Annotated in this window: 25 protein-coding genes and 1 other RNA gene; 10 read left to right on the top strand and 16 right to left on the bottom strand. The window is 75.7% G+C overall.

All coding sequences use genetic code 11. The features are described 5' to 3' along the window. Positions 1 to 4: 4 nt before the first annotated feature. From BM158_RS21400 to BM158_RS17150, 4 genes are all read right to left on the bottom strand, one after another. Entirely contained in the window at positions 5 to 967 is a 963-nt protein-coding gene (locus BM158_RS21400; RefSeq protein ID WP_165628997.1) for a pilus assembly protein TadG-related protein, read from the bottom strand. Then, positions 964 to 1380 carry a TadE/TadG family type IV pilus assembly protein gene (locus BM158_RS17160; RefSeq protein ID WP_165628995.1) on the bottom strand — a complete coding sequence of 139 codons (417 nt, stop codon included), beginning with the start codon at positions 1378 to 1380 and terminating at the stop codon, positions 964 to 966. Before BM158_RS17160 ends, BM158_RS21400 begins: the two co-directional genes overlap by 4 nt. Positions 1381 to 1486: 106 nt before the next feature. After that, positions 1487 to 1699: a Flp family type IVb pilin gene (locus BM158_RS17155; protein WP_091563270.1), complete on the bottom strand. Its 213-nt coding sequence runs from the start codon at positions 1697 to 1699 to the stop codon at positions 1487 to 1489. A gap of 180 nt (positions 1700 to 1879) precedes the next feature. Beyond that, entirely contained in the window at positions 1880 to 2560 is a 681-nt protein-coding gene (locus BM158_RS17150; RefSeq protein ID WP_229827814.1) for a prepilin peptidase, read from the bottom strand. Positions 2561 to 2717: 157 nt separating this feature from the next. Between BM158_RS17150 and BM158_RS17145 the strand changes: the two genes are divergently transcribed. After that, the gene (locus tag BM158_RS17145) at positions 2718 to 2924 is read left to right on the top strand and encodes a hypothetical protein (RefSeq protein WP_091562169.1); all 207 of its coding nucleotides are present in this window, start codon (positions 2718 to 2720) and stop codon (positions 2922 to 2924) included. A gap of 22 nt (positions 2925 to 2946) precedes the next feature. Next, positions 2947 to 3351, top strand: a complete 405-nt coding sequence (locus BM158_RS17140) for a VOC family protein (protein WP_091562166.1) — start codon at positions 2947 to 2949, stop codon at positions 3349 to 3351. A 31-nt stretch (positions 3352 to 3382) separates the two neighbouring features. Here the strand turns inward: BM158_RS17140 and BM158_RS17135 are convergent, their stop codons facing one another. The 3 genes from BM158_RS17135 to rnpB form a co-directional block, all read right to left on the bottom strand. Then, the gene (locus BM158_RS17135; protein WP_091562163.1) at positions 3383 to 4069 is read right to left on the bottom strand and encodes an SDR family NAD(P)-dependent oxidoreductase; all 687 of its coding nucleotides are present in this window, start codon (positions 4067 to 4069) and stop codon (positions 3383 to 3385) included. Further along, positions 4066 to 4296: a hypothetical protein gene (locus BM158_RS17130; RefSeq protein WP_091562160.1), complete on the bottom strand. Its 231-nt coding sequence runs from the start codon at positions 4294 to 4296 to the stop codon at positions 4066 to 4068. Before BM158_RS17130 ends, BM158_RS17135 begins: the two co-directional genes overlap by 4 nt. Positions 4297 to 4324: 28 nt before the next feature. After that, an RNA gene (gene rnpB / locus BM158_RS17125) (RNase P RNA component class A) lies at positions 4325 to 4727 on the bottom strand. A 66-nt stretch (positions 4728 to 4793) separates the two neighbouring features. Between rnpB and BM158_RS17120 the strand changes: the two genes are divergently transcribed. Then, the gene (locus BM158_RS17120; protein ID WP_091562156.1) at positions 4794 to 5555 is read left to right on the top strand and encodes a copper homeostasis protein CutC; all 762 of its coding nucleotides are present in this window, start codon (positions 4794 to 4796) and stop codon (positions 5553 to 5555) included. Positions 5556 to 5585: 30 nt separating this feature from the next. On the opposite strand, the gene BM158_RS17115 is transcribed toward BM158_RS17120, so the two are convergent. Next, positions 5586 to 6308, bottom strand: a complete 723-nt coding sequence (locus BM158_RS17115) for a TetR/AcrR family transcriptional regulator (protein ID WP_091562152.1) — start codon at positions 6306 to 6308, stop codon at positions 5586 to 5588. Positions 6309 to 6387: 79 nt separating this feature from the next. Here BM158_RS17115 and BM158_RS17110 point away from each other — a divergent pair, with 79 nt between their 5' ends. After that, a complete protein-coding gene (locus BM158_RS17110) occupies positions 6388 to 7236 on the top strand; it encodes an NmrA family NAD(P)-binding protein (RefSeq protein WP_091562149.1) in 849 nt (282 codons plus the stop codon). A 6-nt stretch (positions 7237 to 7242) separates the two neighbouring features. On the opposite strand, the gene BM158_RS17105 is transcribed toward BM158_RS17110, so the two are convergent. Genes BM158_RS17105 through BM158_RS17095 form a run of 3 tightly spaced genes read right to left on the bottom strand, consistent with a single transcriptional unit; the run spans position 7243 to position 10319 of the window. Next, entirely contained in the window at positions 7243 to 7962 is a 720-nt protein-coding gene (locus BM158_RS17105) for a PIG-L deacetylase family protein (RefSeq protein ID WP_091562147.1), read from the bottom strand. Between the two features lie 22 nt (positions 7963 to 7984). Beyond that, positions 7985 to 8698 (bottom strand): alpha/beta fold hydrolase, encoded by a 714-nt coding sequence (locus BM158_RS17100; RefSeq protein ID WP_423221523.1) that lies wholly within the window; start codon positions 8696 to 8698, stop codon positions 7985 to 7987. 16 nt (positions 8699 to 8714) lie between these two features. Beyond that, entirely contained in the window at positions 8715 to 10319 is a 1605-nt protein-coding gene (locus BM158_RS17095) for an MFS transporter (RefSeq protein ID WP_091562144.1), read from the bottom strand. Between the two features lie 147 nt (positions 10320 to 10466). Between BM158_RS17095 and BM158_RS17090 the strand changes: the two genes are divergently transcribed. Genes BM158_RS17090 through BM158_RS17080 form a run of 3 tightly spaced genes read left to right on the top strand, consistent with a single transcriptional unit; the run spans position 10467 to position 14635 of the window. Next, entirely contained in the window at positions 10467 to 12578 is a 2112-nt protein-coding gene (locus BM158_RS17090; RefSeq protein ID WP_091562140.1) for a PKD domain-containing protein, read from the top strand. A gap of 54 nt (positions 12579 to 12632) precedes the next feature. Next, positions 12633 to 13388: a sulfite exporter TauE/SafE family protein gene (locus BM158_RS17085; RefSeq protein WP_091562137.1), complete on the top strand. Its 756-nt coding sequence runs from the start codon at positions 12633 to 12635 to the stop codon at positions 13386 to 13388. Further along, complete coding sequence (locus BM158_RS17080; RefSeq protein WP_191328724.1) at positions 13385 to 14635, top strand: SLC13 family permease; 1251 nt, start codon at positions 13385 to 13387, stop codon at positions 14633 to 14635. The genes BM158_RS17085 and BM158_RS17080 overlap by 4 nt, the downstream gene beginning before the upstream one ends. A gap of 7 nt (positions 14636 to 14642) precedes the next feature. On the opposite strand, the gene BM158_RS17075 is transcribed toward BM158_RS17080, so the two are convergent. After that, a complete protein-coding gene (locus BM158_RS17075) occupies positions 14643 to 16607 on the bottom strand; it encodes an outer membrane protein assembly factor BamB family protein (protein WP_165628993.1) in 1965 nt (654 codons plus the stop codon). 136 nt (positions 16608 to 16743) lie between these two features. Then, entirely contained in the window at positions 16744 to 17772 is a 1029-nt protein-coding gene (gene nadA, locus BM158_RS17070) for a quinolinate synthase NadA (protein ID WP_091562131.1), read from the bottom strand. An 86-nt stretch (positions 17773 to 17858) separates the two neighbouring features. On the opposite strand from nadA, the gene BM158_RS17065 reads away from it, so the two are divergent. From BM158_RS17065 to BM158_RS17055, 3 genes are all read left to right on the top strand, one after another. Then, positions 17859 to 18725 (top strand): ABC transporter substrate-binding protein, encoded by an 867-nt coding sequence (locus BM158_RS17065; protein WP_091562126.1) that lies wholly within the window; start codon positions 17859 to 17861, stop codon positions 18723 to 18725. 115 nt (positions 18726 to 18840) lie between these two features. Further along, positions 18841 to 19584 carry an amino acid ABC transporter permease gene (locus tag BM158_RS17060; RefSeq protein ID WP_207506711.1) on the top strand — a complete coding sequence of 248 codons (744 nt, stop codon included), beginning with the start codon at positions 18841 to 18843 and terminating at the stop codon, positions 19582 to 19584. Further along, complete coding sequence (locus BM158_RS17055; RefSeq protein WP_091562119.1) at positions 19581 to 20327, top strand: amino acid ABC transporter ATP-binding protein; 747 nt, start codon at positions 19581 to 19583, stop codon at positions 20325 to 20327. Before BM158_RS17060 ends, BM158_RS17055 begins: the two co-directional genes overlap by 4 nt. A 12-nt stretch (positions 20328 to 20339) precedes the next feature. Here the strand turns inward: BM158_RS17055 and BM158_RS17050 are convergent, their stop codons facing one another. From BM158_RS17050 to BM158_RS17040, 3 genes are read right to left on the bottom strand one after another with little or no spacing between them, the layout of a single operon-like run. Beyond that, positions 20340 to 21437 carry a bifunctional RNase H/acid phosphatase gene (locus BM158_RS17050; RefSeq protein WP_091562115.1) on the bottom strand — a complete coding sequence of 366 codons (1098 nt, stop codon included), beginning with the start codon at positions 21435 to 21437 and terminating at the stop codon, positions 20340 to 20342. Then, positions 21434 to 22174 carry a zinc ribbon domain-containing protein gene (locus tag BM158_RS17045; protein WP_091562111.1) on the bottom strand — a complete coding sequence of 247 codons (741 nt, stop codon included), beginning with the start codon at positions 22172 to 22174 and terminating at the stop codon, positions 21434 to 21436. The genes BM158_RS17050 and BM158_RS17045 overlap by 4 nt, the downstream gene beginning before the upstream one ends. A gap of 34 nt (positions 22175 to 22208) precedes the next feature. Beyond that, positions 22209 to 23483: a Nif3-like dinuclear metal center hexameric protein gene (locus BM158_RS17040; protein ID WP_229827816.1), complete on the bottom strand. Its 1275-nt coding sequence runs from the start codon at positions 23481 to 23483 to the stop codon at positions 22209 to 22211. Positions 23484 to 23509: the final 26 nt, after the last annotated feature.

Below are 23509 nucleotides of genomic sequence, written 5' to 3'. Positions count from 1 at the left end.
CTGGTCAGCAGGTGGTGGCGCCGTCCTGGCACCGGGCCCCGGTCCAGGTGGACGGGTCGGTCAGGAAGACGGCGCGGGCCCCGAGGTCGGGGGCGGTGGTGGGCGGCGGGGTGGCATCGCCGACCTGCCGGGGCCGGTACACGAAGCGGCCGCTCAGGGAGGTCGCGTCCACCGCGGTCACCCGGAGGGAGGCCCATCCGTAGACCTGCGCGGACCGGCCGGACACCGAGCTCCACACCGGGACGTCGACCGTGCGGCCCACGAGTCCGGACAGGTAGGTGGAGGTGCACCCCGACGGGCGGGAGCTGGTCGGCTGGTACTGGGTGACCGACGACTCGACGGCGGCGGTCGTGCCGCACACCGATCCGGCGGAGGTCGTCGTCCACATCGAGCCGGCGGTGGTGGAGCCCCCGGTCGGGCCGGTGCAGGTACCGGACGGCTGGGCGGAGAGGTCGATGCGCACGGTGCTGCCGCTGTTCACCGGACCCGCCGCACGGAAGGTGCACCAGGACACGGCGAGGCCGACACCGGATGTCGACGAGGCGACCGGTGCCCACGCGGCGGTCGACTCGACCGACAGCGAGCCGGTGGGTGACCCCCACGCGCCGGCGAAGAAGTGGCGGATGAGCCAGGTGCCGGTCGCCCGGATCTGCCGCCCGTCGACGTAGATCCAGCCGGAGCCGGCCTTGAGGTCGGCCAGCTTGGCCGCCTCGTTGTTGGCGAAGAAGTAGGACTCGGCGGTGGGCTTGATGTCACCGCAGTTGCCGGCGGCGCAGTCGGTGGCGACGGCGAGGGCGGCGGCGTCGGCGCCGTTGACGACCTGCTGGCGGGCGGCCCAGACACCGGCGGTGTCGACGGCGAGGGCAGCGAGGCCGATGAAGACCGGGAGCAGCAGGGCCGTCGCGACGGCGATGCCGCCCCGCTCGCCGTCCCGGCCGCGCAGCCGGGCCCACCGGGGCCGGCTCACGCGCCGCACCGGATGACCGCCTTGCTGGTGATGTCCAGGGCCAGCCCGTCGTTGAACGGGCCGAACGGCTGGTAGCGGTACACGATCGTGACCCGCACGTTCGTGCCGGCCGGCTGGCCGCTGCAGGTGGTCGGCGTGATGCTGACCGACCCGCTGCCGAGCTGGACCGACTGGTTGGCGGCGGCGTCGACGGCGACCGAGCGGGCCTGGCCGACGTCGTTGGTGATGGCCAGGGTGCGGGCGGCCTCGCGGGCCGCGCCGGAGACCCCGGCCTGGATCTGGAAGGCCCGGGCCGTGGAGGCCATGCCGAACAGGAGCGCGATCAGCAGCGGGGCGACGAGGGCGAACTCGACGGCCGAGGCGCCGCGCTCGCCGGCCAGGCGGCGGGCGGTGCGGGTCAGGGCGTGCACCACGGGACTGCTCCTCTCGGGGATCGGACGGGGATCAGGTGGGGACGGTGGGCCGGGCCGGCCGGCGACGGCGTGCGCCGCCGGCCGGGACCGGAGAACACCGGCCGGGTCAGTTGACCCGGATGCCGCTGATGGCGGCCTGCAGCTTCGGCCCGAAGACGGCCAGGCCGGCAGCGATCGCGGCGACCAGCGCGCCGACGAGCAGGGCGTACTCGACGGCGCTGGCGCCGGTCTCGCGGGCCCTGAGGTCGGCCAGGTGGGCCTCGATGCGGTCGCCGGCGGTGACGGTCAGGGCGAAGAGGGTCTGGAACAGGTGGGTCATGTCGTGCTCCTCCGGGTGGCCGTCACCCGGGCGGACCACGGTGGTCCTGGGTGCGGCTGCAGGGTGCACATCGGGTTGCGGGCAACCGAGGTGGAGCAGAGTTCCCCGGGTCTCCCCCCGAGGGGTGAACCACCGCTGAGCTGGGGTTTCGTCCCGCGCCGGTGCCGGAACCGGTCGGCGTCAGCCCAGCGTCAGCAGACCGGCGACCAGGGTCCCGGCGAGCAGGGCGGGCCCGAACGGCAGCTGCGTGTCGGTGGTGACGCGGCGGGCGGCCAGCAGCAGGAGGGCGAGCACGGCCTGCACGACGAAGCCGAGGAACACCCCGAGGAACACCGCGGCCACCCCGAGCCACCCCAGGTGCAGGCCCAGCAGGGGCCCGAGCTTGACGTCGCCCAGACCCAGCCCGTTCGGCGTCACGAGCGCCATCAGGTAGAGGACGACGCCGAGGGCCACGGCGGAGAGCACCGCGCGCAGCAGGGCCGGCCAGTCCCCCGTGACCACCGCGGCCCCGGTCAGCAGCACCGCCGAGCCCGCCGTCGCGGGGAGCAGCGCCCGGTTCGGCAGGAGCTTGTGCTGCAGGTCCACCACGGTCAGCAGCACCGCCCACCCGGCCAGCCAGAGCCAGGCGGGCAGCAGCGGCGAGGGCCCGACCCGGACGGCGACGACCGCGAGCAGGGCGGCGGTGCCCAGCTCGACCCAGGGCGGCCGGACGGCGGTGCGGCGCACCAGCCGGTCACCGGGCAGCAGCTCCGCGGCGTCGGGCCGGCGGGCGACGAGCTGCTGGGCAGCGACGTTCAGGGCGTGGCCCAACGGCAGCCCGAGCAGGGCCCCGCCCAGGCCCAGCCACACGTGCGCGTCCACGGCGGCAGGGTGCCACGGGCCGGCTCCCTCACCAGGGATGTCGCGCCGCCGCCGTGGTGGTGTGCCGAGCGCCCGGGACCGGTTTCGTCACATGTGACGACGGATCGGTGGCGCGGCATGCTGTCGCGCACACGGGGGCCCCTGCCATGGTCGAGGCATGCCTCTCCTCTCCCCGGTCGACGGCGACCAGGCCGCCCGCGTCCGCCAGCTCCACCTCGTCGCCGCCGCCCGCGTCGCCGCCGCGCACGCCACCTCGGCCCAGCAGGTGACCGACATCGTCCGCGTGACCGTGGACGACGAGGTCGACACCCGCACCTTCGCCGCCATCGTCACCGACTGCTGCGCGGGCCTTCCCCGCCGCTGACCCGCCGGGCCAGGATGGGGGCGTGACGACCCCGGCACCCCAGGTCTGGCCCACCGTGCGCGCCACCGACGCGCCGGCGCTCATCCGCTTCCTCGTCGACGCCTTCGGCTTCCGGGAAGCGGCCGTCTTCACCGACGGCGACGTCGTGCTCCACGCACAGCTGTCCTGGCCCGCCGGCGGCGGCGTGATGCTGGGCTCGGCCCGCCCCTCCGACGGCGACCGCTGGCCACTGCGCCCGGGGACCTTCGGCGCCTACGTGGTCTGCGACGACCCCGATGCGCTCTGGGCCCGGGCCCTGGCCGCCGGGGCCACCGGCCTGGACGAGCCGGCGGAGTCCGGGCACGGCCGGGAGTGCCGGCTGCAGGACCCCGAGGGCAACCACTGGTCCTTCGGGACCTACCGCGGCGAGCCGCTGACCGCCGACTGACACCGGGCATCCACCGGCCCCGGCGCGTCGCTCACCACGGGACGACGGCGTCCTCGTGGTCGCGGAACTGCAGGCCCGGCTCGCCGCGGTGCGCCTCGATGGTGCGCACCAGCCCGGCGACGCTCTGCTCGACGGTCAGCGGCGCGCCGGAACCGCCGAGCTCGGTCTGCACCCAGCCGGGGTGCAGGCACAGCAGGGTGCGGTCCGACGGCGCCCTGACGGCGTAGCTGCGCATCAGCTGGTTCAGCGCGGACTTGCTGGCCCGGTAGACCTCGTGGCCGCCGCGGGTGTTCAGGCCGATGCTGCCCTGCCGCGAGGACATCACCGCGACGGTGCCGCCGGGTGCGACCAGGCCGTCGAGCAGTTCGACGGCCTGCAGCGGCGCCCAGGCGTTGGTCACCAGTACGCGGGCGAACTCCGCGGCGTCCACGTCGCCGACCGGTTCGTCGGCGCCGGTGACGCCGGCGTTCACCAGCAGCAGGTCCCAGGACCGGTCGGCCAGGCGCTCGCGCAGGGCCACGAGCTCGTCGGGGACGGTGATGTCGACCCGGTCGACGGTGACCCGGCCGTCGGCGTCGGCGAGGTCGTGCAGCGGGGTGCGCTGCTCGCCGCGGGCGGTCCCGGTCACCTGCCAGCCGTGGGCGGCCAGCTCGCGGACGAGCCCGAGGCCCAGGGTGCGCGAGGCGCCCAGGACCAGGGCGCGGGGCGCGTCGCTCACCGGGCCCGCTCGGCGCACACCGGGCAGGCGTCGTCGGCGGCCGGGTCGAAGGCGGCGCCGGCCACCGCGCGGACCCCGTGGTTGCACAGCGACGTGACCAGCTCGAGGTCCGCTGCCCCCTCGGGGACGGCGTGCACCGGTCCGGTCAGCTGCTCCCCGGTGAGGTCGCCGTCGGGGCCGGGGACGACGACGGGGGTGGTCTCCCGGCCGGTGCCGTAGGTCTGCATGGCCCCACGGTGCCCCAGGTGCGGGCGACGGACGAGTCGGCCTGTACGCCGGGTTCTGTCCCCGGGCGCCTCGCGGCGGTCCCGGTGGGCGGTCATCCATCTAGGCCTGCCGTTGCCGGCAGGCTCGAGCGGTCTACCCGGAGACTCGGGCGGGCAGCCCTCGAACGCCTCCGCGGGTCCCCGGCGAACCGGGGGCCCTTCCTGACCTTGCTCCGGGTGGGGTTTACCGAGCCGCACCGGTCACCCGGTGCGCTGGTGGTCTCTTGCACCACCGTTTCACCCTTACCAGTGCGAGCACTGGCGGTCTGTTCTCTGTGGCACTGTCCCGCGGGTCACCCCGGGTCGCTGTTGGCGACCACCCTGCCCTGTGGAGCCCGGACGTTCCTCGGCGACGGGGTCTCCCCCGCCGACGCGACCGCCCAGCCGACTCGTCCGTCGTGCCCGGCACCCTACCGCCCCGGCGCGGGACGCCGGGTCCGCACCGGGAGGATCACCGCATGCCCGCCACGTCCCGCACCCGCCGAGCCGCCGTCGAGATCTGCGTGGACGACGTCGAAGGCGCCCTCGCCGCCTCGGCCGTCGGCGCCGACCGGGTGGAGCTCTGCGCCGCCCTCGGCGAGGGCGGGGTGACCCCCAGCGCGGGCACCCTCGCCGCGCTGGCGCAGCGGGCGCCCGCGCTGGCCGTGACCGTGCTGGTCCGCCCGCGCGGCGGCGACTTCGTGCACTCCCCGGTGGAGCTGGAGGTGGTGTGCGCCGACGTCGCCGCGGCCCGCCGCATCGTCCCGGTCGCGGGGGTCGCCGTCGGTCCGCTGAACCCGCGGGGCCGGGTCGACCGGGCAGCCCTGGACGCCGTCGTGCGCGCTGCCGGGTCCGCCCCGGTCACCTTCCACCGGGCCTTCGACACCGTTGCCGACCAGCCGGCCGCGCTCGAGGACCTCGTCGAGGCCGGCGTCACCCGGGTGCTCACCTCCGGCGGCGCGGCCACCGCCCACGAGGGGACGGCGGCGCTGCGCGCACTGGTCGAGCAGGCGGCCGGCCGGATCGAGGTCATGGCCGGTGGCGGCGTCAGGGCCGAGAACGTCGCCGAGCTGGTCGGGGCCACCGGGGTGCCCGCCGTCCACCTGCGGGCGGCCCGCACCGTGCGCTCCCTCGGGCACCGCAGCCCGACGGCGGTCTCCTACGACGACGGCACGCGCACCCTCACCTCGACCGAGGAGGTCGCCGCCGTGGTCGCGGCGCTCACCGCGCCGACGGCTTGACCGTCACGACCGGTCGGGACGGCTTGACCGTCACGACCGGTCGGCGGCCACCCGGTCGAGCCACTCCACGAGCAACGACCGCTCCGCCGCGGTCAGGACGGCGAGGTCGCCGGCCCGGGCGCGGAGCAGCGTGGCGGCCGGCACCACGCCTGCGTCGCCGCGGCCCACCGGTGCCTCGACCAGGACGACGCCCAGCACGGCGTCCAGCATCGTGTCGACCAGGCCGAGGTCGCGGTCGTCGACCGGTACGGCCAGCAACGACATCACCAGTCCGGTGCCGGCGGCGTGCACGAGCTCGGCGGCGTGCCGCTCGGCCACCCGCAGCCGCCCGGCCCGGGCGACCCGGTGCACCCGCTCGGCGAGGACCGCCCGGCCGGCCCGGGCCGCCGCCGACCGCGGCGCGCGCACGGGGTCGCTGAGCAGCGCGAACACGGCGGGGTGCGCCAGGCCGAACCCCACCTGGCTGCGCCACCCGGCGCGCAGGTCCTCGACCGGGTCCAGGTCCCCGTCGTCGGCGTCGCGCACGGCGCGGGCCTTGGCGGCGACGTGCGCTGCCAGTTCGTGCTCGACGACCGCCTCCAGCAGGCCGTCCTTGTCGCCGAAGAGCCGGTAGATGGCGGGGGCCTGCACGCCGGCCGCGTCGGCCACCGCACGGGTGGTGACGGCCTCGGCACCGGCGGAGCCGAGCAGGTCCGCAGCGGCGGCGACGATCGCCTCGCGGGTGTCGGCGCGGGGTCGGGTACCGGCGGTCATGCCTCGACGATAGCGCCGGTCCGCGTCGGGTGTTAACGTCGATACCAATATCGAGGTATCGACGTTATGAGGAGACACCATGATCACCGTCACCGGCGCGACCGGCGCACTGAACGGCGCCACCGTCGACCACCTGCTCGAGCGGGTCCCCGCGGAGGACGTCGTCGTCGTGGTCCGTGACCCGGCCCGTGCGCAGCGGTTCGCCGACCGCGGCGTGGGCGTCCGGCAGGCCGGCTACGACGACCCGGCCGCGATGCGGGCCACCTTCGCCGGCGCCGACCAGCTGCTGCTGGTCTCCTCCAACGACCCCGGCGCCGACGCGGTGGCGCTGCACGCCGCGGCCGTCGACGCCGCGGTCGCCGCAGGCGTCGGCCGGGTGCTCTACACCAGCCACCAGGGTGCCGCCGAGGTCTCCCCGTTCGCCCCTGCCCGGGTGCACCACCGCACCGAGCAGCTGCTCGCCGCCTCCGGGCTGCCGTGGACGTCGCTGCGCAACGGCTTCTACGCGCACAGCCTGGACTGGCTCGCCGGGCCGTGGCGGGAGAGCGGCCAGGTCTGCGTGCCGGTCGACGGCCCGGTCTCCTGGACCGCCCGGGACGACGCCGCGGAGGCCGCCGCTGCGGTGCTGCTCTCCGACGGAGGGTTCGACGGCCCGGTCACCCTCACCGCACCCGAGGCACCGACCTTCGCCGACGTGGCCGCCCTGGCCGCCGAGGTGGGCGGCCGGCCCGTGGAGCTCGCGGTGGTGGGCCCCGACGCCTGGCTGGCCGGCCAGCTGGCCGCCGGTCGCCAGGAGTTCGTCGCCCGCTTCACCCTCGGCATGTACGAGGCGGCCGCGGCGGGCCTGTTCGCGGGCACCGACCCGCTGCTGGGCGAGCTGCTCGGCCGGGCGCCGCGGTCGGTGCGCGACCAGCTGGCCGGGACCTGAGGCGGGTCAGCCCCAGAACAGCCGGAACCCCACCCGTCGTCCGCCGTCCTCGGTGAGGGTGGCCTGGTCGATCTGGTGGCGGGCCTGCTCCTCGACCGGGGTGCCCGGGTCGAGGACCTCCAGGTAGCGGCGGTGCTCGGTCAGCGACGCCACCGCCGCCTCGACCCCGTCGGCCACGTCGACGACGTGCGGCGGCTCGCCGATCGTCTGCACCGCCACGTACTGCGTGCCCGACCAGGGCTCGCCCGGCAGGTCGGGGAAGATCCACTCGTTGCCGGCGTCGGCCACCGCGTCGAGCACCGAGCGGGACAGCGCCCGGTGGTCGGCGGAGTTCCACGCCGCCGGGGTGACCTCCGGCGTCGTCCAGGTGTCCCCGCCGTGCAGGGTGACCACCAGTTCCGGCCGGTGCCGCCGGATCGCCGCCGCCAGGTCCGCCCGCAGCGCCGGGCCCTCGACCAGGGTGCCGTCGCGGTGGTCGAGGAACTCGACCTCGGGGACCCCGACGACGGCTGCCGACCGGCGCTCCTCCTGCTCCCGCAGCGGACCGGCCTCGGCGGGCGGCACCCCGGCGATCCCGGCCTCGCCCCGGGTGGCCAGCAGGTAGTGCACCTCCTTGCCGGCCGCGGTCCAGACCGCGACCGCGGCGGCGACGCCGTACTCGATGTCGTCGGGGTGCGCGGCGACGACCAGCGCGCGGGACCAGTCGGTGGGGAACGGGGCCGGCATGCGGCCGAGTCTGGACCGGCGCTCAGCCCGCCGCGACGCGGAGCAGCTGCTCGGCCAGCGCCGCCGGGTCGCTGACCATCGGGTCGTGCCCGGTCGCCAGCTCGACGACCTCCCACCCCTGCTGGCCCCGGACCCGGGCCCGGGAGGGGTCGATGCTGGCCAGCGGCGGGTCGGTGCAGTCGAGGTAGGTGCGCCGGCGGGCGGCCCACCGGTCGCCGTCGAAGTCCAGCGGGTCGTCGTGGACCCCGCCGGGGTGCGCGGTCTGGCGACGGTCCACCCAGGCGGCGTCGGCGCCGCCGAGCCCGAACGCCGACGCCGGAGGTGGCGGCAGGGCACCGGTCGCGGCGATCAGCTCCCGGCGGGACGCCCGGACCTCCGGCGGGCTGAGGGAGGACCAGCACTCCCCCGGCACCGGGACGACGGCGTCGACGTAGACCAGCGGTCCGACCGCGTCGCCCAGCACGTCGGCGGCGCCGGTGACGGGGACGCCGCCGTAGCTGTGCCCGACCAGCACGGCGTCGTGGCACTCCTCGGCCCGGACGACGGCGACGACGTCCTCGACGTGGGTGCGCAGCCGCACCTGCGGGCCGAGCAGGTGGGCCTTCTCCCCGACGCCGGTCAGCGAGACGGTCACCGGCCGCGCCCCGCCGGCGGCGAGCAGGGGCAGCACGCGCCGCCAGCACCAGGCGCCGTGCCAGGCACCGTGGACCAGGACGACGTCGCGCACGGCCGCCATCCTGCCCCTCGACCGCTCAGCGGACCGGTTCGGCGTCGCCCTCCCGGAGGTGGTCGGGGGTGTGCGGCGCCTCGTGGCGGCCCCCGTCGTGCTCGCCGCCCGCCTCGTGCCGGCCGCCGCCGTCCTGCTCCTCGGCCGGGCCGTCGGTCTGCGGCACCGGGCCGCGGACCAGCAGCACGACCAGGATCGCACCCACCAGCCCGGCCGCCCCCGACACCAGCAGGACGTCCCGCAGCCCGTCGGCGTAGGCGGCGGACAGCAGCTGGGTGAGGCCGCCGCGCGCCTCAACGGGCGCCTGCGCGATGACGGCCTGGGCCTGGCCGCCGGACAGCGCGGCCTCGGTGGCGGCCGGGTCGGGCGCGCCGCCGTCGGTCAGCGCGCGGGTGGTGCCGGCCGCGAACACCGACCCCAGGACGGCGACGCCGACGGCGAACCCGAGCTGGCGGAAGGTGTTCACCGCACCGGAGGCCATCCCGCTGCGCTCCCGGGGCACCGAGGACAGCGCCGCGGAGGTGACCACCGGGTTGCAGATGCCGACCCCCAGGCCGAGCACCGCCAGGCCCGGCACGAGGATGCCCCAGCTCGCACCGCCGTCCACCCGGGCCATGAGCAGGCTCCCCGCGCCGACCAGGGCAAGCCCGACGCCGAGCACGACGCGGGGCGAGCGGTCCGTGAGCGTCTTCCCGACCACGGCCGCGGTCACGAAGCTGACCAGCGACAGCGGGATGAAGACCAGGCCCGCCTGCAGCGGGCTCAGACCGAGGATCGACTGCAGCCACAACGAGAGGTACAGGCTGCTGGCGAACGCGGCCAGGTTGAGCAGCAGCGAGCCCAGCATGATGCCGGTGAAGCGGCTGGTGCGGAACAGCCGCAGGTCCAGCATCGGCGCCCGGCGGCGCAGCTCGAGCAGCACCCAGCCGACCAGCACGACGACGCCGGCCGCGATCGGGCCCCACGAGCCGACCGCCGACCAGCCGTTCGCCGCTGCCTCGACCAGGCCGTAGACCACCGCGCCGGCGCCCAGGGTGAAGGTGGCGATGCCGGGGACGTCGGGGTGCGGGGCGCCGGACTGCTTGGACTCCTCGACCACCTTGAGGGTGAGCAGGACGGCGAACAGGCTGACGGGCAGGTTGACCAGGAAGATCCACCGCCACGAGACCCCGGTCAGCAGCCCGCCCAGGATCGGTCCGGCCGCGGCGGCCGCGCCCACGACCGCACCCCAGATGCCGAAGGCGGTGCCGCGGTCGCGGCCCCGGTAGACCGCGTTGAGCAGCGCGATGGTGGTGCTGAACATCGCCGCCGCCCCGATGCCCTGCACGGCGCGGGCCACGATCAGCAGCTCCGCGTTCGGCGCGAGCCCGCAGGCCAGCGAGCTCAGCGCGAACAGAGCCAGCCCGCCCAGGTAGAGCCGCCGTCGGCCGTACAGGTCGGCCAGCGACCCGGCGCCCAGCACCAGCGCCGCCAGCGCGAGGGCGTAGATGTCCACCACCCACTGGAGCTGGTCGAACGACGTCCCCAGCGAGGTGGCGATGTCGGGCAGCGCGACGTTCACGATCGTGACGTCGATGAGCAGCATGAACGTGCCGGCACAGACCGCGACGAGCGGCCACCACTTGCGCATGGCGCCTCCCATGCCCGACCGGTGCACTCGTCAACCACCGTGTCACCAGCGGAAGCGCTCCTGGGTCCGCGCACCGCGCCGCAAGCCCTTCCCCGGGGACGACCGGCGGGTCTAGCGTGCCGCCACCCGTGCGACCGGAGGTCCCCGATGCCGTCCACCACCCGCGCCCGCCACGCCTGGCCGCTGGTCGCCGTCGTCCTCGCGGGGCTGCTCGCCGTCCCCGGTCCCGCCGCGGCCGCCGACCGGCAGGTGCTGGCCGCCGACGCCTTCGGCCGCACGGTGACCGCCGGCCTGGGCACCGCCGACCAGGGCGGAGCCTGGTCCACCTCGGGCGCGACGACCGCGTTCGGGGTCGGCGGCGGCCGCGCCGCGCTCACCCCGTCCCCGGGCCAGACCCTGACCGCCGTCCTGCCCTCGGTCTCGTCGACCGACACGGAGGCCGCCGCGACCCTCGTGCTGCCGCGGCTGCCCGCCTCGGGCACCTCGGTCTACCCCGGGCTCGTCGGCCGCCGGGTGGGCGCCGCGGTCTACCAGGGCCGCACGGTCATCGGCTCGACGGGCTCGGTCATGGTCCAGGTCATGGTCGGGACCACCTCGCTGGCGCACAGCCGCCTGCCGTGGACCGTCTCGCCGGACGTGCCGCTGCGGCTGCGCGTGGAGGTGACCGGCACCGGCCCCACCACCCTGCGCGCCCGGGCCTGGCCCGCCGCGGCGGCGGAACCCACCACCTGGCAGGTGACGGCGACGGACTCCACCGCCGCCCTGCAGGGGCCCGGCACCGCCGGTCTCGTCGACTACCTCAGCAGTGCCGCACCCGGCCCGCTGACCGTCGGCGTCGACGACGTCACCGTGACGACGACGGCGACCGCACCGCCGCCGAACCAGCCACCGACCGCGGCGTTCACCGCCACCAGCAGCGGGCTGGCCGTCGCGCTGGACTCCGGTGGCTCCACCGACGCCGACGGCACCGTCGTGGCCAGCAGCTGGGACCTCGGCGACGGCAGCACGGCCACCGGGCCGACGGCCACCCGCACGTACGCCGCCGCAGGCACCTACCGGGTGCGCCTCACCGTGACCGACGACGACGGCGCCACCGCGTCGACCACCCGGGACGTCACGGTGTCCGCACCCCCGCCGCCGGCGCCGACCCCGCCGACGACGGCGGCCGACGCCTTCGGCCGTTCGGTCCCCGCCGGGTGGGGCACCGCCGACCAGGGCGGGGCCTGGACGGTGTCGAGCGGCACGGGGTCCACGGTGGACGGCGCGCGCGGCCAGCTGACCAGCACACCGGGCCGCACGGTCACCGCGACGCTGGGCGCGGTGTCGGGCACCGACACCGATGCGGTCCTGACCCTGTCCGTCGGCCGGCTGCCCTCGGCGGGGTCCTCCTACACCAGCCTGCTCGTCCGGCAGACCGGCGGCGCCGGCTACGCCGGCCGCGTGGTGGTCAGCTCCGCGGGCGCGGCCGCCGTGTACCTGAACAGCGGGACCACCGTGCTCACCTGGGCCCGGCTGCCGTGGACGGTGGCCGCCGGCGACCAGGTCCGGCTGCGGGTGCAGGCCACCGGCACCGGCCCGAGCACGGTGCGGATGCGGGCCTGGCCCGCGGCGTCCGCCGAGCCCGCCGGCTGGACGCTCACCGCCACCGACACCACGGCTGCGCTCCAGGGGCCGGGTTCCGTGGCGGTCAGCCACTACCTCAGCTCCGCGGCGAGCGGTGCGGTCACCTTGTCCGTCGACGACCTCGCGGTGTCCGGGACGACGACCGGCACGCCTCCCCCGGACCCCACCCCGGCACGACCCACCCAGGCCCAGTGGCTGGCCGACGTCGACCTGGCCATGACCGGCGGGCTCGACTACCTCGACACCCAGGTCGGGGTGGCGTCGAGGCCGGCGATCGTGCTGGACGTCGACAACACCTCGCTGCAGAGCTACTACCAGCCCTTCGCCGCCACCCCGGCCGTGCTGGCCTTCGCGCAGCGGGCGCGGGCCGACGGCTTCGCGGTGTTCGTCGTGACCGGCCGGGCGCCCGACACCGGCGGCACGGCGAACCAGCTGGCCCAGGCCGGCTACGTGGTCGACGGCATCTGCTTCCGCGACGCGACGGTCTCCGGTCAGCTGTCCAAGGAGAACTGCCGCGCCGCCCGCGCCGCGGAGGGCTTCACGGTCGTGGCCAACGTCGGCAACCGCGACCACGACCTGGCCGGGGCGAACTCGGGCCGCACCTTCAAGCTGCCCGACTACGGCTTCCTGGACTGAGCCCGTGCGCGTCCGGGAGGTGCAGCACAGCGGCGGACCGTAGTCTCCCGGCTCGTGCCCGTCGCCGACCTCCTCATCGCGGCCGGGGTCGCCCTCCTCGCCGGCGGCATCAACTCCATCGCCGGGGGCGGGTCGCTGATCCTGTTCCCCACCCTGGTGGCCCTCGGGCTGCCGACCGTCGCGGCCAACGTGACCAACTCGGTCGCGCAGTGGCCGGGCTACCTGGGCGCGGTGGTCGGCTTCCGCGACCACTACCGCGGCCAGCGCACCCGGCTGGTCGCGCTGTCGCTGGTCGCGGTCGTGGGCGGGACGGCGGGCAGCATCCTGCTGCTCACCACCCCCAGCTCGGCCTTCGACACCGTCGTCCCGGTGCTGGTGCTGCTGGCCAGCCTGCTCATCGGCCTGCAGCCGCTGCTGACCAAGCGGCTGCAGGCCAACGAGACCGACGGCGAACGCCGCGACCCGCTGTGGCTCTACCTCGTCGTCCTGCTCGCCTGCGTCTACGGCGGCTACTTCGGCGGGGCGCTGGGGGTCATCCTCACCGCGGTGCTCGCCCTGGGCCTGGGCCGGCTCAAGCTGGCGAACGCGATCAAGAGCCTGCTCGCCCTGGTCACCGCCAGCACCACGGTCGTGGTGTTCGGCGTCTTCGGGCCGGTCGACTGGCTGCTGGTCGCGGTCTGCGCCCCGGCGGCCCTGGCCGGCGGGTACCTCGGCGCGAAGGTGGCGAACCGGGTGCCGAGCACGCCGCTGCGCGTGTTCATCGTGGTCTTCGGCGTCGCGGTCGCCGGCTACCTCCTCGTCCGCTCGTGACCGTCGACGTCGTCGCCCTGGTCGTCGCCGGGGCGCTGCTGCTGGGCGCGCTGGCGGCCGCCGTGGTCGACGCGCCGAGGCTGCCGGCCGCCGCGGTCGCCGTCCCGGGTGCGCTGCTCGTCGCCGTGCTCGGCTTCGTCGGCTGGTCGGAGGCCTGGGACACCGTCCGGGAGGTCGCGCCGACCGTCGGGTTCCTCGTGGTGATCCTGCTGCTGAGCGACCTGGCCGACCGCGAGGGCCTGTTCGCCTGGTCCGCGGCGGTCACCGCCCGCCGCGCCGGCCGGTCGCCCCAGGGGTTGCTGGTCCGGGTCGTCGCGCTGTCCGCCGTCGTCACCGCGGTGCTGTCGCTGGACGCCACCGTCGTCCTCCTGACCCCCGTCGTGCTGGCCACCGCCGCGCGGATGCGGGTGCCTGCCCGGCCGCACGCCTACGCCGCCGGGCACCTGTCGAACTCGGCGTCGCTGCTCATGCCGGTGTCGAACCTGACCAACCTGCTGGCCTTCGCCGCCACCGGACTGACCTTCCTGCACTTCACCGCGCTGATGGCCGGGCCGTGGGTGGTCGCGGTGCTGGTGGAGTACCTGGTGCTGCGCCGGCTGTTCCGCGCCGACCTGCGGGTCGAGGTCGGCGAGCCGGTGCGCGACGTCCCCCCGGCGCCCGTGCTGGCGCTGGTCGTCGTCGGGCTCACCGTGGTCGGGTTCGGCGTCGCCTCGCTGACCGACGTCGCACCCGTCTGGCCGGCGCTGGTCGGCGTGCTCGTGCTGGCCGGCAAGCAGCTGGCCCGGCGCACCACCCGGCCCCTCGAGCTGCTGCGCGCGGCCAACCTGCCCTTCGCGCTGTTCGTCTTCGGCCTGTCGGTCGTCGTGCTGGCGCTGCAGGTCAACGGCCTGGAGCGGCTGCTCACCGCCGTCCTGCCCTCGGGCGACAGCCTGTGGGCGCTGCTGGGCGTGGCCGCCGTCTCCGCCGTGCTGGCCAACGTGCTCAACAACCTGCCCGCCACCCTCGCGTTGCTGCCCGCGGCCGCGGTGGGCGGCACGCCGACGCTGCTGGCCGTGCTCATCGGGGTCAACGTCGGGCCCAACCTCACCTACGTGGGGTCGCTGGCCAACCTGCTGTGGCGGCGCGTGTTCGCCGCCACCGGTGAGCCCTCGCCCAGCGCGGCCCGGTTCAGCCTGGTCGGCCTGGCGACCGTGCCGCTGACCCTGGTGCTGGCCACGGTCGCGCTCTGGGCCGCGCTGCAGGTCTGAGCGGCGGTCAGCCCGCCGAGACCACCCGGTAGGCCGACACCCGCACCGCGACGGGGGTCGCAGCCGCGCTGCTGGACAGGTAGGCGCCGAGCCCCACCGATCCGGGCTGCTGCAACGTCGGGGAGGTGTCCGTCCGGGTGACGGCCCAGCCGGCCGGCTCGGTCGTCCCGGTCCAGGCCCGGCCCGACAACGTCGTCGTGCCCTGGCCGGAGACCTGCAGCCGCAGGTTGACCGGGGTGCCGACGGTCGGCCGGACGCCGGCGACCGTCACCTCGGCGCCGACCACCCGCTCGGACGCCGACCCGGTGAGGGCGGTGACCGCGAGCCGGAGCGTGCCGTCGGGCAGGAACCGGGCACGCAGCCGGTACTCCTGGTCGGTGCCGGTGCGACGGGCGACCAGGTAGGTGCTCACCCCGCCCCCGGTCGGCGCCGCGGTCAGGGAGAGCGTCGCCGTGACGTCGACCGACGACCGGGAGACCCCGCCCAGGTGCGCCCGGGCGGCGGAACCAGGCGTGAGCGCGATGGACGCCGCTCCCGGTGACACCGACGTCCGTCCGGCACCGGCCGTCGACGTCCAGGCGCCGCCGGTGTCCGCCGTGCCCAGGCCGTTGCTGGCGGTGCGGCGGAAGCTGTCCGCCGCGACCGTCGCCACCACCGGGTCCGGGGCCGCGGCACCCACCCGGTAGCCCACCAGCGGGCGACCGTTGACCTGCTGGAACAAGGTGCCGGCGGCCACCGCGAGCTGTTGCGGGAAGCCCTGCCGGTCCGTCGGGAGCGCCAGGGTGGTCAACGGTGCGCTGCCCGTCGCGGCCGTGGCGAACGCGACCAGCCGGGCACTGACCGCGCCCGAGGGCAGCACGTACTCGTTCACCGCCCAGACCGCGTCACCTCCCCGCACCAGGCCGGCGACGTAGTGCCCGACGGTCGCCGACCACTGCCGCGCACCGGTCGCCGTGGCCAGCCGGGTGACCGTGCCCGCCGACCCGTCGTTGGTGGTGACGAACAGCGTGCTCCCGTCGGCCCCGGCGACCTCCGGGCGGTACTGCAGGTTCACCGGGAAGGCCGCCGTCCACTGCGCGGGGCAGGTCGCTCGTCCGCAACCGGCCGTGGACGAGGCGGTCACCTCGCCGGGTGCGGTGGTGATGACCCGACCACCGGCCACGACCGGCCACCGGCCACCGGGACCGGTCCACAGCTGCTGACCGGTCACCGCGTCGAGCGCGACCAGCCCGTCGCTGCTGCCCAGGAAGACGCGGCCGTCACCGACGGCGAGGCCTGCGGAGTCGGTCGGGACCCCGTCCGGGCGGATGGAGATGGTCCGGCTCCACAGGAGCGCACCGTCGGTGAGCCGGTAGGCGATGACCCGCTGGTCGCTGCCGCTCACGAACACCCGCTGCCCGTCGGTGTAGGCCTGCCCGGCCCCCCGGTTGCCCGCCCAGGCGAACTGCGCGCCCGGCGAGGGCAGGGCCCGGGTCCACACCACGACCCGCCGGGTCAGGTCGACGACGAGGACGCCACCGGGCCGACGGGTGCTGGAGAACGGGATGACCGCCGAGGACCCGGCGACGGTCACGCCCCGGTCGTAGGACGCCTCTCCCGGCAGCTCGACCTGCCACAGCGTCGCGCCGCTCGTCGGTGAGGTGCCGACGAGCGAACTGGGGGCGGAGGCGTCCACCCCCGGGACGACCCGCAGCGCCACCCCGTCCACGACCGCGGGCGCGGCCGGTGAGGCGGAGCGGGTCGGAGCTGTCCAGGCCTGCGCCACCCGCGACGCGGTCGCGGCGACGACGGCGGTCTCCCCCGCGTTCGTGCCGGTGTTGCCGGCGTCGCCGAGTGCCGCTGCCCACCCGTCCGGGCCTGCCGCCGACGCCGACGGGGCCAGGAAGCCGGCCGACAGGGCGGCCGACACGACGACGGCGACCACGGCCCGCCGGAGAACGGCCAGGTCCTTGCAGCGCTGCGCCAGTCCCACGGGGGCTCCTCGCTCGCGAGGGCATCGGGGCAGCCCTGTGCGGCGGAGGTTCACACAGCTCGCCGGCGTCCGGCGGCGCACGCCCACCGGTCAGCCGATGATCACCCGACCGGGCGACGCCGTCACCAGCGCTCCGTCACTCCCCGCCGCGGCCGGGCTCACCGATCGCGATCATGGCCTCGACGGCCCTGCGGGCGCGGGCGGCGACGTCGTCGGGGACCTCGATCGCGCCCTGGCCGGTCTGCAGCGTCCGCAGCAGCTTCTCCGGAGTGATCATCTTCATGTAGCGGCAGGCGGCCCGGTCGTTCATCGGGATGAACTGCGTGCCGGAGTTCAGCGCCCGCAGCTGGTGCAGGATGCCGACCTCGGTGGCCACCAGCACCTGGCCCGCCCGGGTCGCCGCAGCGGCCTCGGCCATGCCGCCGGTGGAGAGCACCCGGGTGCGCTCGGCCGGCAGGTCGCCGTTGCTCACCAGGTCCAGCACCGAGGTGGTGCAGCCGCACTCGGGGTGCACCAGGATCTCGGCGTCGGGGTGCGCGGCGATCTGCGAGCGGACGTCGGACGGCGAGATGCCCGCGTGCACGTGGCACTCCCCCGCCCAGATCCGGATGTTCTCCCGGCCGGTGACCCGCTTGACGTGCGCGCCGAGGAACTGGTCGGGGCAGAACAGGATCTCGCGGTCCTCGGGGATGGACCGGACGACGTCGGCGGCGTTGGAGGAGGTGCAGCAGACGTCGGTCTCGGCCTTCACCGCCGCGGTGGTGTTGACGTAGCTGACCACCACGGCGCCGGGGTGCTCGGCCTTCCACTCCCGCAGCTGCTCCGCGGTGATCGAGTCGGCCAGCGAGCAGCCGGCGTCGTGGTCGGGCAGCAGCACGGTCTTCTCCGGCGACAGGATCTTCGCCGTCTCGGCCATGAAGTGGACGCCGCAGAACACGATCTCGCGGGCGTCGGTCTGCGCGGCCACCCGGGACAGGTAGAGGGAGTCGCCGGTGTGGTGGGCGACGTCCTGGATCTCGGGCACCTGGTAGTTGTGCGCCAGGACGACGGCGCCGCGCTCGTCGGCCAGTCGTCGGACCTCGGCGGCCCACTCCTCGTACTGGGCCGGGGTGAGGGTGCGCTCGTCGCCGGTCACGGTCGGGGCTGCAGCAGTCACGGTGACCATGATCCCCCGCGATCGTGACCTGGTGGTGACCAGCCTGCCCTTACCATCCACGCGTCCCCGTCTGGTCAAACCCTCAAGGACCCGCTGTGCGCCGTCGTCCCCTCGCCCTCGCCGTGCTCGCCACCGCCGCCCTCGCGGTGTCCGCGTGCGCCCCGCAGGAGTCCTCGACCGGCTCGGCCGCGTCCGGCTCCTCCGGCGGCGGGTCCTGCACGCCGGAGGACCTGCCCACCGTCGCCTCCGACACGCTGACCATCGCCACCGACACCCCGGCCTACGAGCCCTGGTTCGTCGACGACGACCCCACCAACGGCGAGGGCTACGAGTCCGCGGTGGCCTACGCCGTGGCCGAGCAGCTCGGCTACGACCGCGACCAGGTCGAGTGGACGTCGGTGCAGTTCAACGCCGCCATCACCCCGGGCGACAAGGACTTCGACCTCGACATCAACCAGTTCACCATCACCGACGAGCGCCGCCAGGCCGTCGACTTCTCCTCGCCGTACTACACCGCCACCCAGGCCGTGATCACCACCGAGGGCTCCCCCGCCGCCGGTGCGACCTCGGTCGCGGACCTGAAGGGCCTGCGGATCGGCGCCCAGGTGGCCACCACCAGCCTGACCGCGCTCACCGACGAGATCGCCCCCGACGCCGGTCCGGTCGTGTTCAACACCAACGACGACGCCAAGCTGGCGCTGCAGAACGGCCAGGTCGACGCGATCGTCGTCGACCTGCCCACCGCCTTCTACATCACCAGCGCCGAGCTGGAGGACGGCGTGATCGTGGGCCAGCTCGAGGGCTCCAGCGGCGGCGACGAGTACGGCCTGCTGCTGGCCAAGGACTCCCCGCTGACCGACTGCGTCACCCAGGCCGTCGACGCGCTGGACGCCGACGGCACGCTCGCCGCGCTGCAGGAGCAGTGGCTGTCCGAGGCCGCCGACGCTCCCGTCCTGAGCTGAGCCCGACCTGACGCTGCCCGCGCCCAGCGCGCTGGAGCTGGACCGGCGGGCCCACCGGGCCCGCCGGTCGCGGCGCTCGACCCTCGTCGCGCTGGTCTCGACGCTGGTCTTCGCCGTGGTCGCCTACCTGGTGGTCACCCGGTCGCCGGGCTGGCCGCGGGTGCAGACGACGTTCTTCTCCCTGGAGTTCGGGCGGGAGTCCTTCCTGCCCATCCTGCGCGGCCTGTGGGTCAACGTGCAGGTGCTGCTCATCGGCGGGGTCTGCGTCGTCGTCCTCGGGCTGGGCCTGGCGGTGCTGCGCACGCTGCGCGGGCCGGCGTTCGCGCCGCTGCGCATCCTCGCGACGGCCTACGTCGACCTGTTCCGCGGCATGCCGCTGATCATCACGCTCTACCTGGTCGGCTTCGGTCTGCCGGCGCTGCGGCTGCAGGGCATCCCGACCTCGCCGTTCGTGCTGGGGACGGTGGCCATCGTGCTCACCTACTCGGCGTACGTCGCCGAGGTCTTCCGTGCCGGCATCGAGTCCGTGCACCCCTCGCAGCGGGCCGCCGCCCGCTCGCTGGGCCTCACCCACCGCCAGATGATGCGGATCGTCGTCCTGCCGCAGGCGGTGCGGAACGTGACGCCCGCCCTGCTCAACGACTTCGTCGCCCTGCAGAAGGACGTCGGCCTGATCTCGGTGCTCGGTGCGGTGGACGCCGTGCGGGCCGCGCAGATCCTGGTCGGCCAGAGCTTCAACTTCACCCCCTACGTCGTCGCCGGGCTGCTGTTCGTGCTGCTGGCCGTGCCGTCGGCGCGCATCGCCGACGCGGTCAGCGCCCGGGCCCGGCGGCGCCAGCAGAGCGGGAGCACCCTGTGAGCGCCGTCCTCGAGGTCCGCGGCGTGGTCAAGGCGTTCGGGGAGAACGTGGTGCTGCGCGGGGTGGACCTCGCCGTCGACGAGCACCGCGTCGTCGCGCTGATCGGCGGGTCGGGGTCGGGCAAGTCGACGTTGCTGCGGTGCGCGTCGCTGCTGGAGGTCGTCGACGACGGCCAGGTGCTGCTCGACGGCGAGGACATCACCGACCCGCGGGTGGACGCCGACGCGGTCCGCCGCCGGCTCGGCGTGGTGTTCCAGGCCTACAACCTCTTCCCGCACCTGACCGTGCTGGACAACGTCACGCTGGCGCCGGTGCGGGTGCACGGCCGGTCCCGGTCCGAGGCGCGGGAGGAGGCGCTGGCGCTGCTGGAGCGCATCGGGCTGGCCGACAAGTCCGGCGAGTACCCCGACCGCCTCTCCGGGGGGCAGCAGCAGCGCGTCGCGATCGTCCGCGCCCTCGCCGTCCGCCCCCGCGTCCTGCTGCTGGACGAGATCACGTCGGCGCTGGACCCCGAGCTGGTGGGCGAGGTGCTGCGGCTGGTCCGCGAGGTCGCCGAGCAGGGCATGACCATCGTGATGGCCACCCACGAGATGGGCTTCGCCAAGCAGGTCGCGGACACCGTCTGCTTCCTCGACCAGGGCGTCGTCCTGGAGTCCGGCCCGCCCGCGCAGGTCCTGGGCGACCCGGTGGAGCCGCGCACGCGGCAGTTCCTGAGCCGCATCATCGACGCCGGCCGCCTGTAGCCGCCGCCCCCCTCAGGTGGTCCGGCGCAGGTGCGAGGTGTCGTTGACCAGGCGGACGGACGACGACCCGTCGGTGGACCAGGTGACCTCGCTCAGGCTGGCGGCCTCGAGGAAGACGCGGTGCACGATCTCGTCCCCGACGCCCAGGCCGGCAGCGAGCATCAGCTTGATCGGGGTCACGTGGGTGACCAGCAGGACGGTCTTCCCGGCGTGCCGTTCGAGGATGCGGGCCCGGGCGGCGGCGACCCGCGCCGAGACGTCGGCGACGGACTCCCCGCCGGGCGGCCGGACGTCGAGCGCGGCCCGCCAGCGGCGGAAGGCCAGCGGGTTGGCCGCCAGGGCCTCGGCGCCGGTCATGCCCTCCCAGCCGCCGAAGTCCAGCTCGCGCAGGTCGCGGTCCACCTCGATCGACATGTCCAGCACCTCGGCCACCGCCCCGGCGGTCTGCCGGCAACGCTTCAGCGGCGAGGACACGATCGCCTCGACGCCGCGGCCGGCCATCGCGCGCGCGGCGGCCTCGGCGTCGGCCCGGCCGAGGTCGGAGAGGTCCAGGTCGCTGCTGCCGCTGAACCGGCGCTCGGGGGTGTGCGCGGTGCGGCCGTGCCGCAGCAGCAGCGTGCGGGTGGTGACGACGGGCGCGGGCTCGGCCGGCGGGGCGGTCTCCACCTCGACGGGGGCCGGGCCGGCGTCGCGGTGCACCGGCTTGCCGTCCATCGCCGAGTTCGCCAGCGCGTCGGCCGCGGAGTTCTGCGCCCGCGGGATCCAGGTGTAGCGCACCCGGCCGAGCTGACCGGCGATCTCCCGCGCCTGGACGGCGAGCTTCCGCATGTCCGGGTGCTTGATCTGCCAGCGGCCCGACATCTGCTCGACGACCAGCTTGGAGTCCATCCGGACCTCGACCTCGGCGGACGGGTCGATGCCCAGCGCCGCCTGCAGCCCGGCGACCAGGCCGCCGTACTCGGCGACGTTGTTGGTCGCCCGGCCGACGGAGGCCGCCCGCTCGGCCAGCAGGTCCCCGGTGTCGGCGTCCCGGACCAGCGCGCCGTAGCCGGCCGGACCGGGGTTGCCCCGCGACCCGCCGTCGGCCTCGACGACGAGGCGGCGCGTCACAGCCCGGACTCGGCGGTGCGGACCAGGATGCGGTTGCAGTTCTCGCAGCGGATGACGGTGTGCGGGTCGGCGTTGCGGGCCGCGGCCAGCTCGGTCCCGTAGAGCTCGATCCGGCAGCCCTCGCAGCGCCGGGCGTGCAGCGCCGCGGCACCCGTCCCGCCCGTCTGCTTCGCGATGCGCTCGTACAGGGCCAGCAGCGGCTCGGGCACCGTGCCCGCGACCTCGGTGCGCTTCGCGCCGTGCGTCTGCTCGCCCTCGGCGACCTCGGCCAGCGCGGCGTCGCGGGCCTGCTCGGCGGCGGCCTGGTCGGCGCGGGCGGCGTCCACGCCGGACTGCGCGGTGGCCAGCACCTCGTCGGCGGCCTCCCGGCGCTCCATCAGCTCGAGCACCTGGTCCTCGAGGTCGCCCTGCCGGCGGGCGAGGGAGGCCATCTCCTGCTGCAGGCTGGTCATCTCCTTGGGCGTCGCCGCCCCCGACTCCAGGCGCTGCCGGTCGCGGTCGGCGCGGGCCCGGACGCCGTCGACGTCGGTCTCCAGCCGCTTCTGCTCGCGGTCGAGGTCGCGGACCTCGGTCTCGGCCCGGACGACGTCCGCGGCCAGCGTCCGCTGCGCCTCCTCGGCCGCGGCGACGGCGGCGTTCTCGGGGAGGGTCCGCCGGCGGTGGGCGAGCTGCGCGAGCGCGACGTCCTCCGCGGCCAGGGCCAGCAGCTTCTGCTGGTCGAAGTGGTCTGCCTGCACCCGGCCAACCTACCCGCGCCGCGGGCGGCGACGGTCAGGCCTGGGTGTGCTCCGACCGGTCGCCCGCCGCACGGACGCCGCGCTGCACGCCCGGGTCGGCGACCTCCTCGGTGCGCTGCGGCACGTGCAGGGTCCACGGGTCGGTGCGCCGGCGGGAGACCGCGACGTCGACCCGGCCACCCAGGTCGCGGTGCAGCACGTCGGCGGCGACCGGCAGCCACGGCCACTCGCTGGCGTAGTGGGCCACCTCGCAGATGGCCGGGCCGGGGGTCTCCATGGCCTCCAGCGCGGGGTGGTGCTTGACGTCGCTGGTGAGCAGGACGTCGGCGCCCGCCGAGGCCGCCGTGTCGTAGAGGGAGCCGCCGCTGCCGCCGCACACGGCGACGGTGCGCACCAGCCGGTCGGGGTCGCCCGCCACCCGGATGCCGGCCGCGGTGGCGGGCAGCACGGCGGCGGCGCGCTCGGCGAACTCGCGCAGCGTGACCGGGTGCGCCAGCTCGCCCAGGCGGCCCAGGCCGGCGCGGCTCGGGGTGGAGGAGTTCTCGAAGATCGCGTAGCCGGGGTCCTCGTAGGGGTGCCACTCGTGCAGCGCCCGCAGCACGTCGGCCTGCGCGGCGCGCGGCACGACCATCTCCAGCCGGGTCTCGGGGACCCGCTCCAGCCGGCCGTTCGACCCGATCGCGGGCTTGGCCTCGTCGCCGGGGATGAAGGTGCCGGTGCCGACGGTCTGCCAGGCGCAGCGGGTGTAGTCGCCGATGACGCCGGCGCCGGCGGCGCTGAGCGCGTCGACGAGCCGGTCGCTGTCCTCGACGGGGGTGAAGACGACCAGCGTGTCGGTCTGCGGGGCGCCCACGGACTCCAGCGGCACCGTGTTGCCCACGCCGAGCGCGGCGGCCAGCGCGTCGTTCACGCCGTGGTCGGCGGCCCGGTCGGCGTTGGTGTGCGCCACGAACAGGCCGATGCCGGCCCGGATGAGCCGGTGCACGACCCGGCCCTTGGGGTCGTCGGCGGGCACCCCGTGCACCGGGGTGAGCAGCAGCGGGTGGTGGGTGACGACCAGGTCGACCCCGGCCTCGATCGCCTCGTCCACGACGGCGTCGGTGGGGTCGACGGCGAACAGCACCGACCGCACGGCCTCCGCCGGGTCGCCGCAGACCAGGCCGACGGCGTCCCAGTCCTCGGCCAGCGCGGGGTCGTACCGGGCCTCGAGCGCGGCGACGACCTCGGCCAGCGGGGCACCGGCGCGCGGGAGGGCCCGGACCGTCGCCAACGGGTCCGGGTACCTGCCTTCGTCCACGGGGAGCGCCACGTTTCCGGACTGTAGGTGGGGTCGCT

Origin of the sequence: Klenkia taihuensis (assembly GCF_900112525.1) — a bacterium.
Lineage (GTDB): Bacteria > Actinomycetota > Actinomycetes > Mycobacteriales > Geodermatophilaceae > Klenkia > Klenkia taihuensis.
Note: the sequence above shows the minus strand (reverse complement) of the source record. Positions and strands in the feature narration are given on the sequence as shown.

Bases quoted from the DNA above. Each gene is read 5' to 3' on its own strand.
- BM158_RS17115 (WP_091562152.1), bottom strand. From the start codon at position 6,308: ATGACCGCCGGTACCCGACCCCGCGCCGACACCCGCGAGGCGATCGTC.
- BM158_RS17110 (WP_091562149.1), top strand. From the start codon at position 6,388: ATGATCACCGTCACCGGCGCGACCGGCGCACTGAACGGCGCCACCGTC.
- BM158_RS17130 (WP_091562160.1), bottom strand. From the start codon at position 4,296: ATGCAGACCTACGGCACCGGCCGGGAGACCACCCCCGTCGTCGTCCCC.
- BM158_RS17095 (WP_091562144.1), bottom strand. From the start codon at position 10,319: ATGCGCAAGTGGTGGCCGCTCGTCGCGGTCTGTGCCGGCACGTTCATG.
- BM158_RS17090 (WP_091562140.1), top strand. From the start codon at position 10,467: ATGCCGTCCACCACCCGCGCCCGCCACGCCTGGCCGCTGGTCGCCGTC.
- BM158_RS17155 (WP_091563270.1), bottom strand. From the start codon at position 1,699: ATGACCCACCTGTTCCAGACCCTCTTCGCCCTGACCGTCACCGCCGGC.
- BM158_RS17100 (WP_423221523.1), bottom strand. From the start codon at position 8,698: ATGGCGGCCGTGCGCGACGTCGTCCTGGTCCACGGTGCCTGGCACGGC.
- BM158_RS17120 (WP_091562156.1), top strand. From the start codon at position 4,794: ATGCCCGCCACGTCCCGCACCCGCCGAGCCGCCGTCGAGATCTGCGTG.
- BM158_RS17105 (WP_091562147.1), bottom strand. From the start codon at position 7,962: ATGCCGGCCCCGTTCCCCACCGACTGGTCCCGCGCGCTGGTCGTCGCC.
- nadA (WP_091562131.1), bottom strand. From the start codon at position 17,772: ATGGTCACCGTGACTGCTGCAGCCCCGACCGTGACCGGCGACGAGCGC.
- BM158_RS17145 (WP_091562169.1), top strand. From the start codon at position 2,718: ATGCCTCTCCTCTCCCCGGTCGACGGCGACCAGGCCGCCCGCGTCCGC.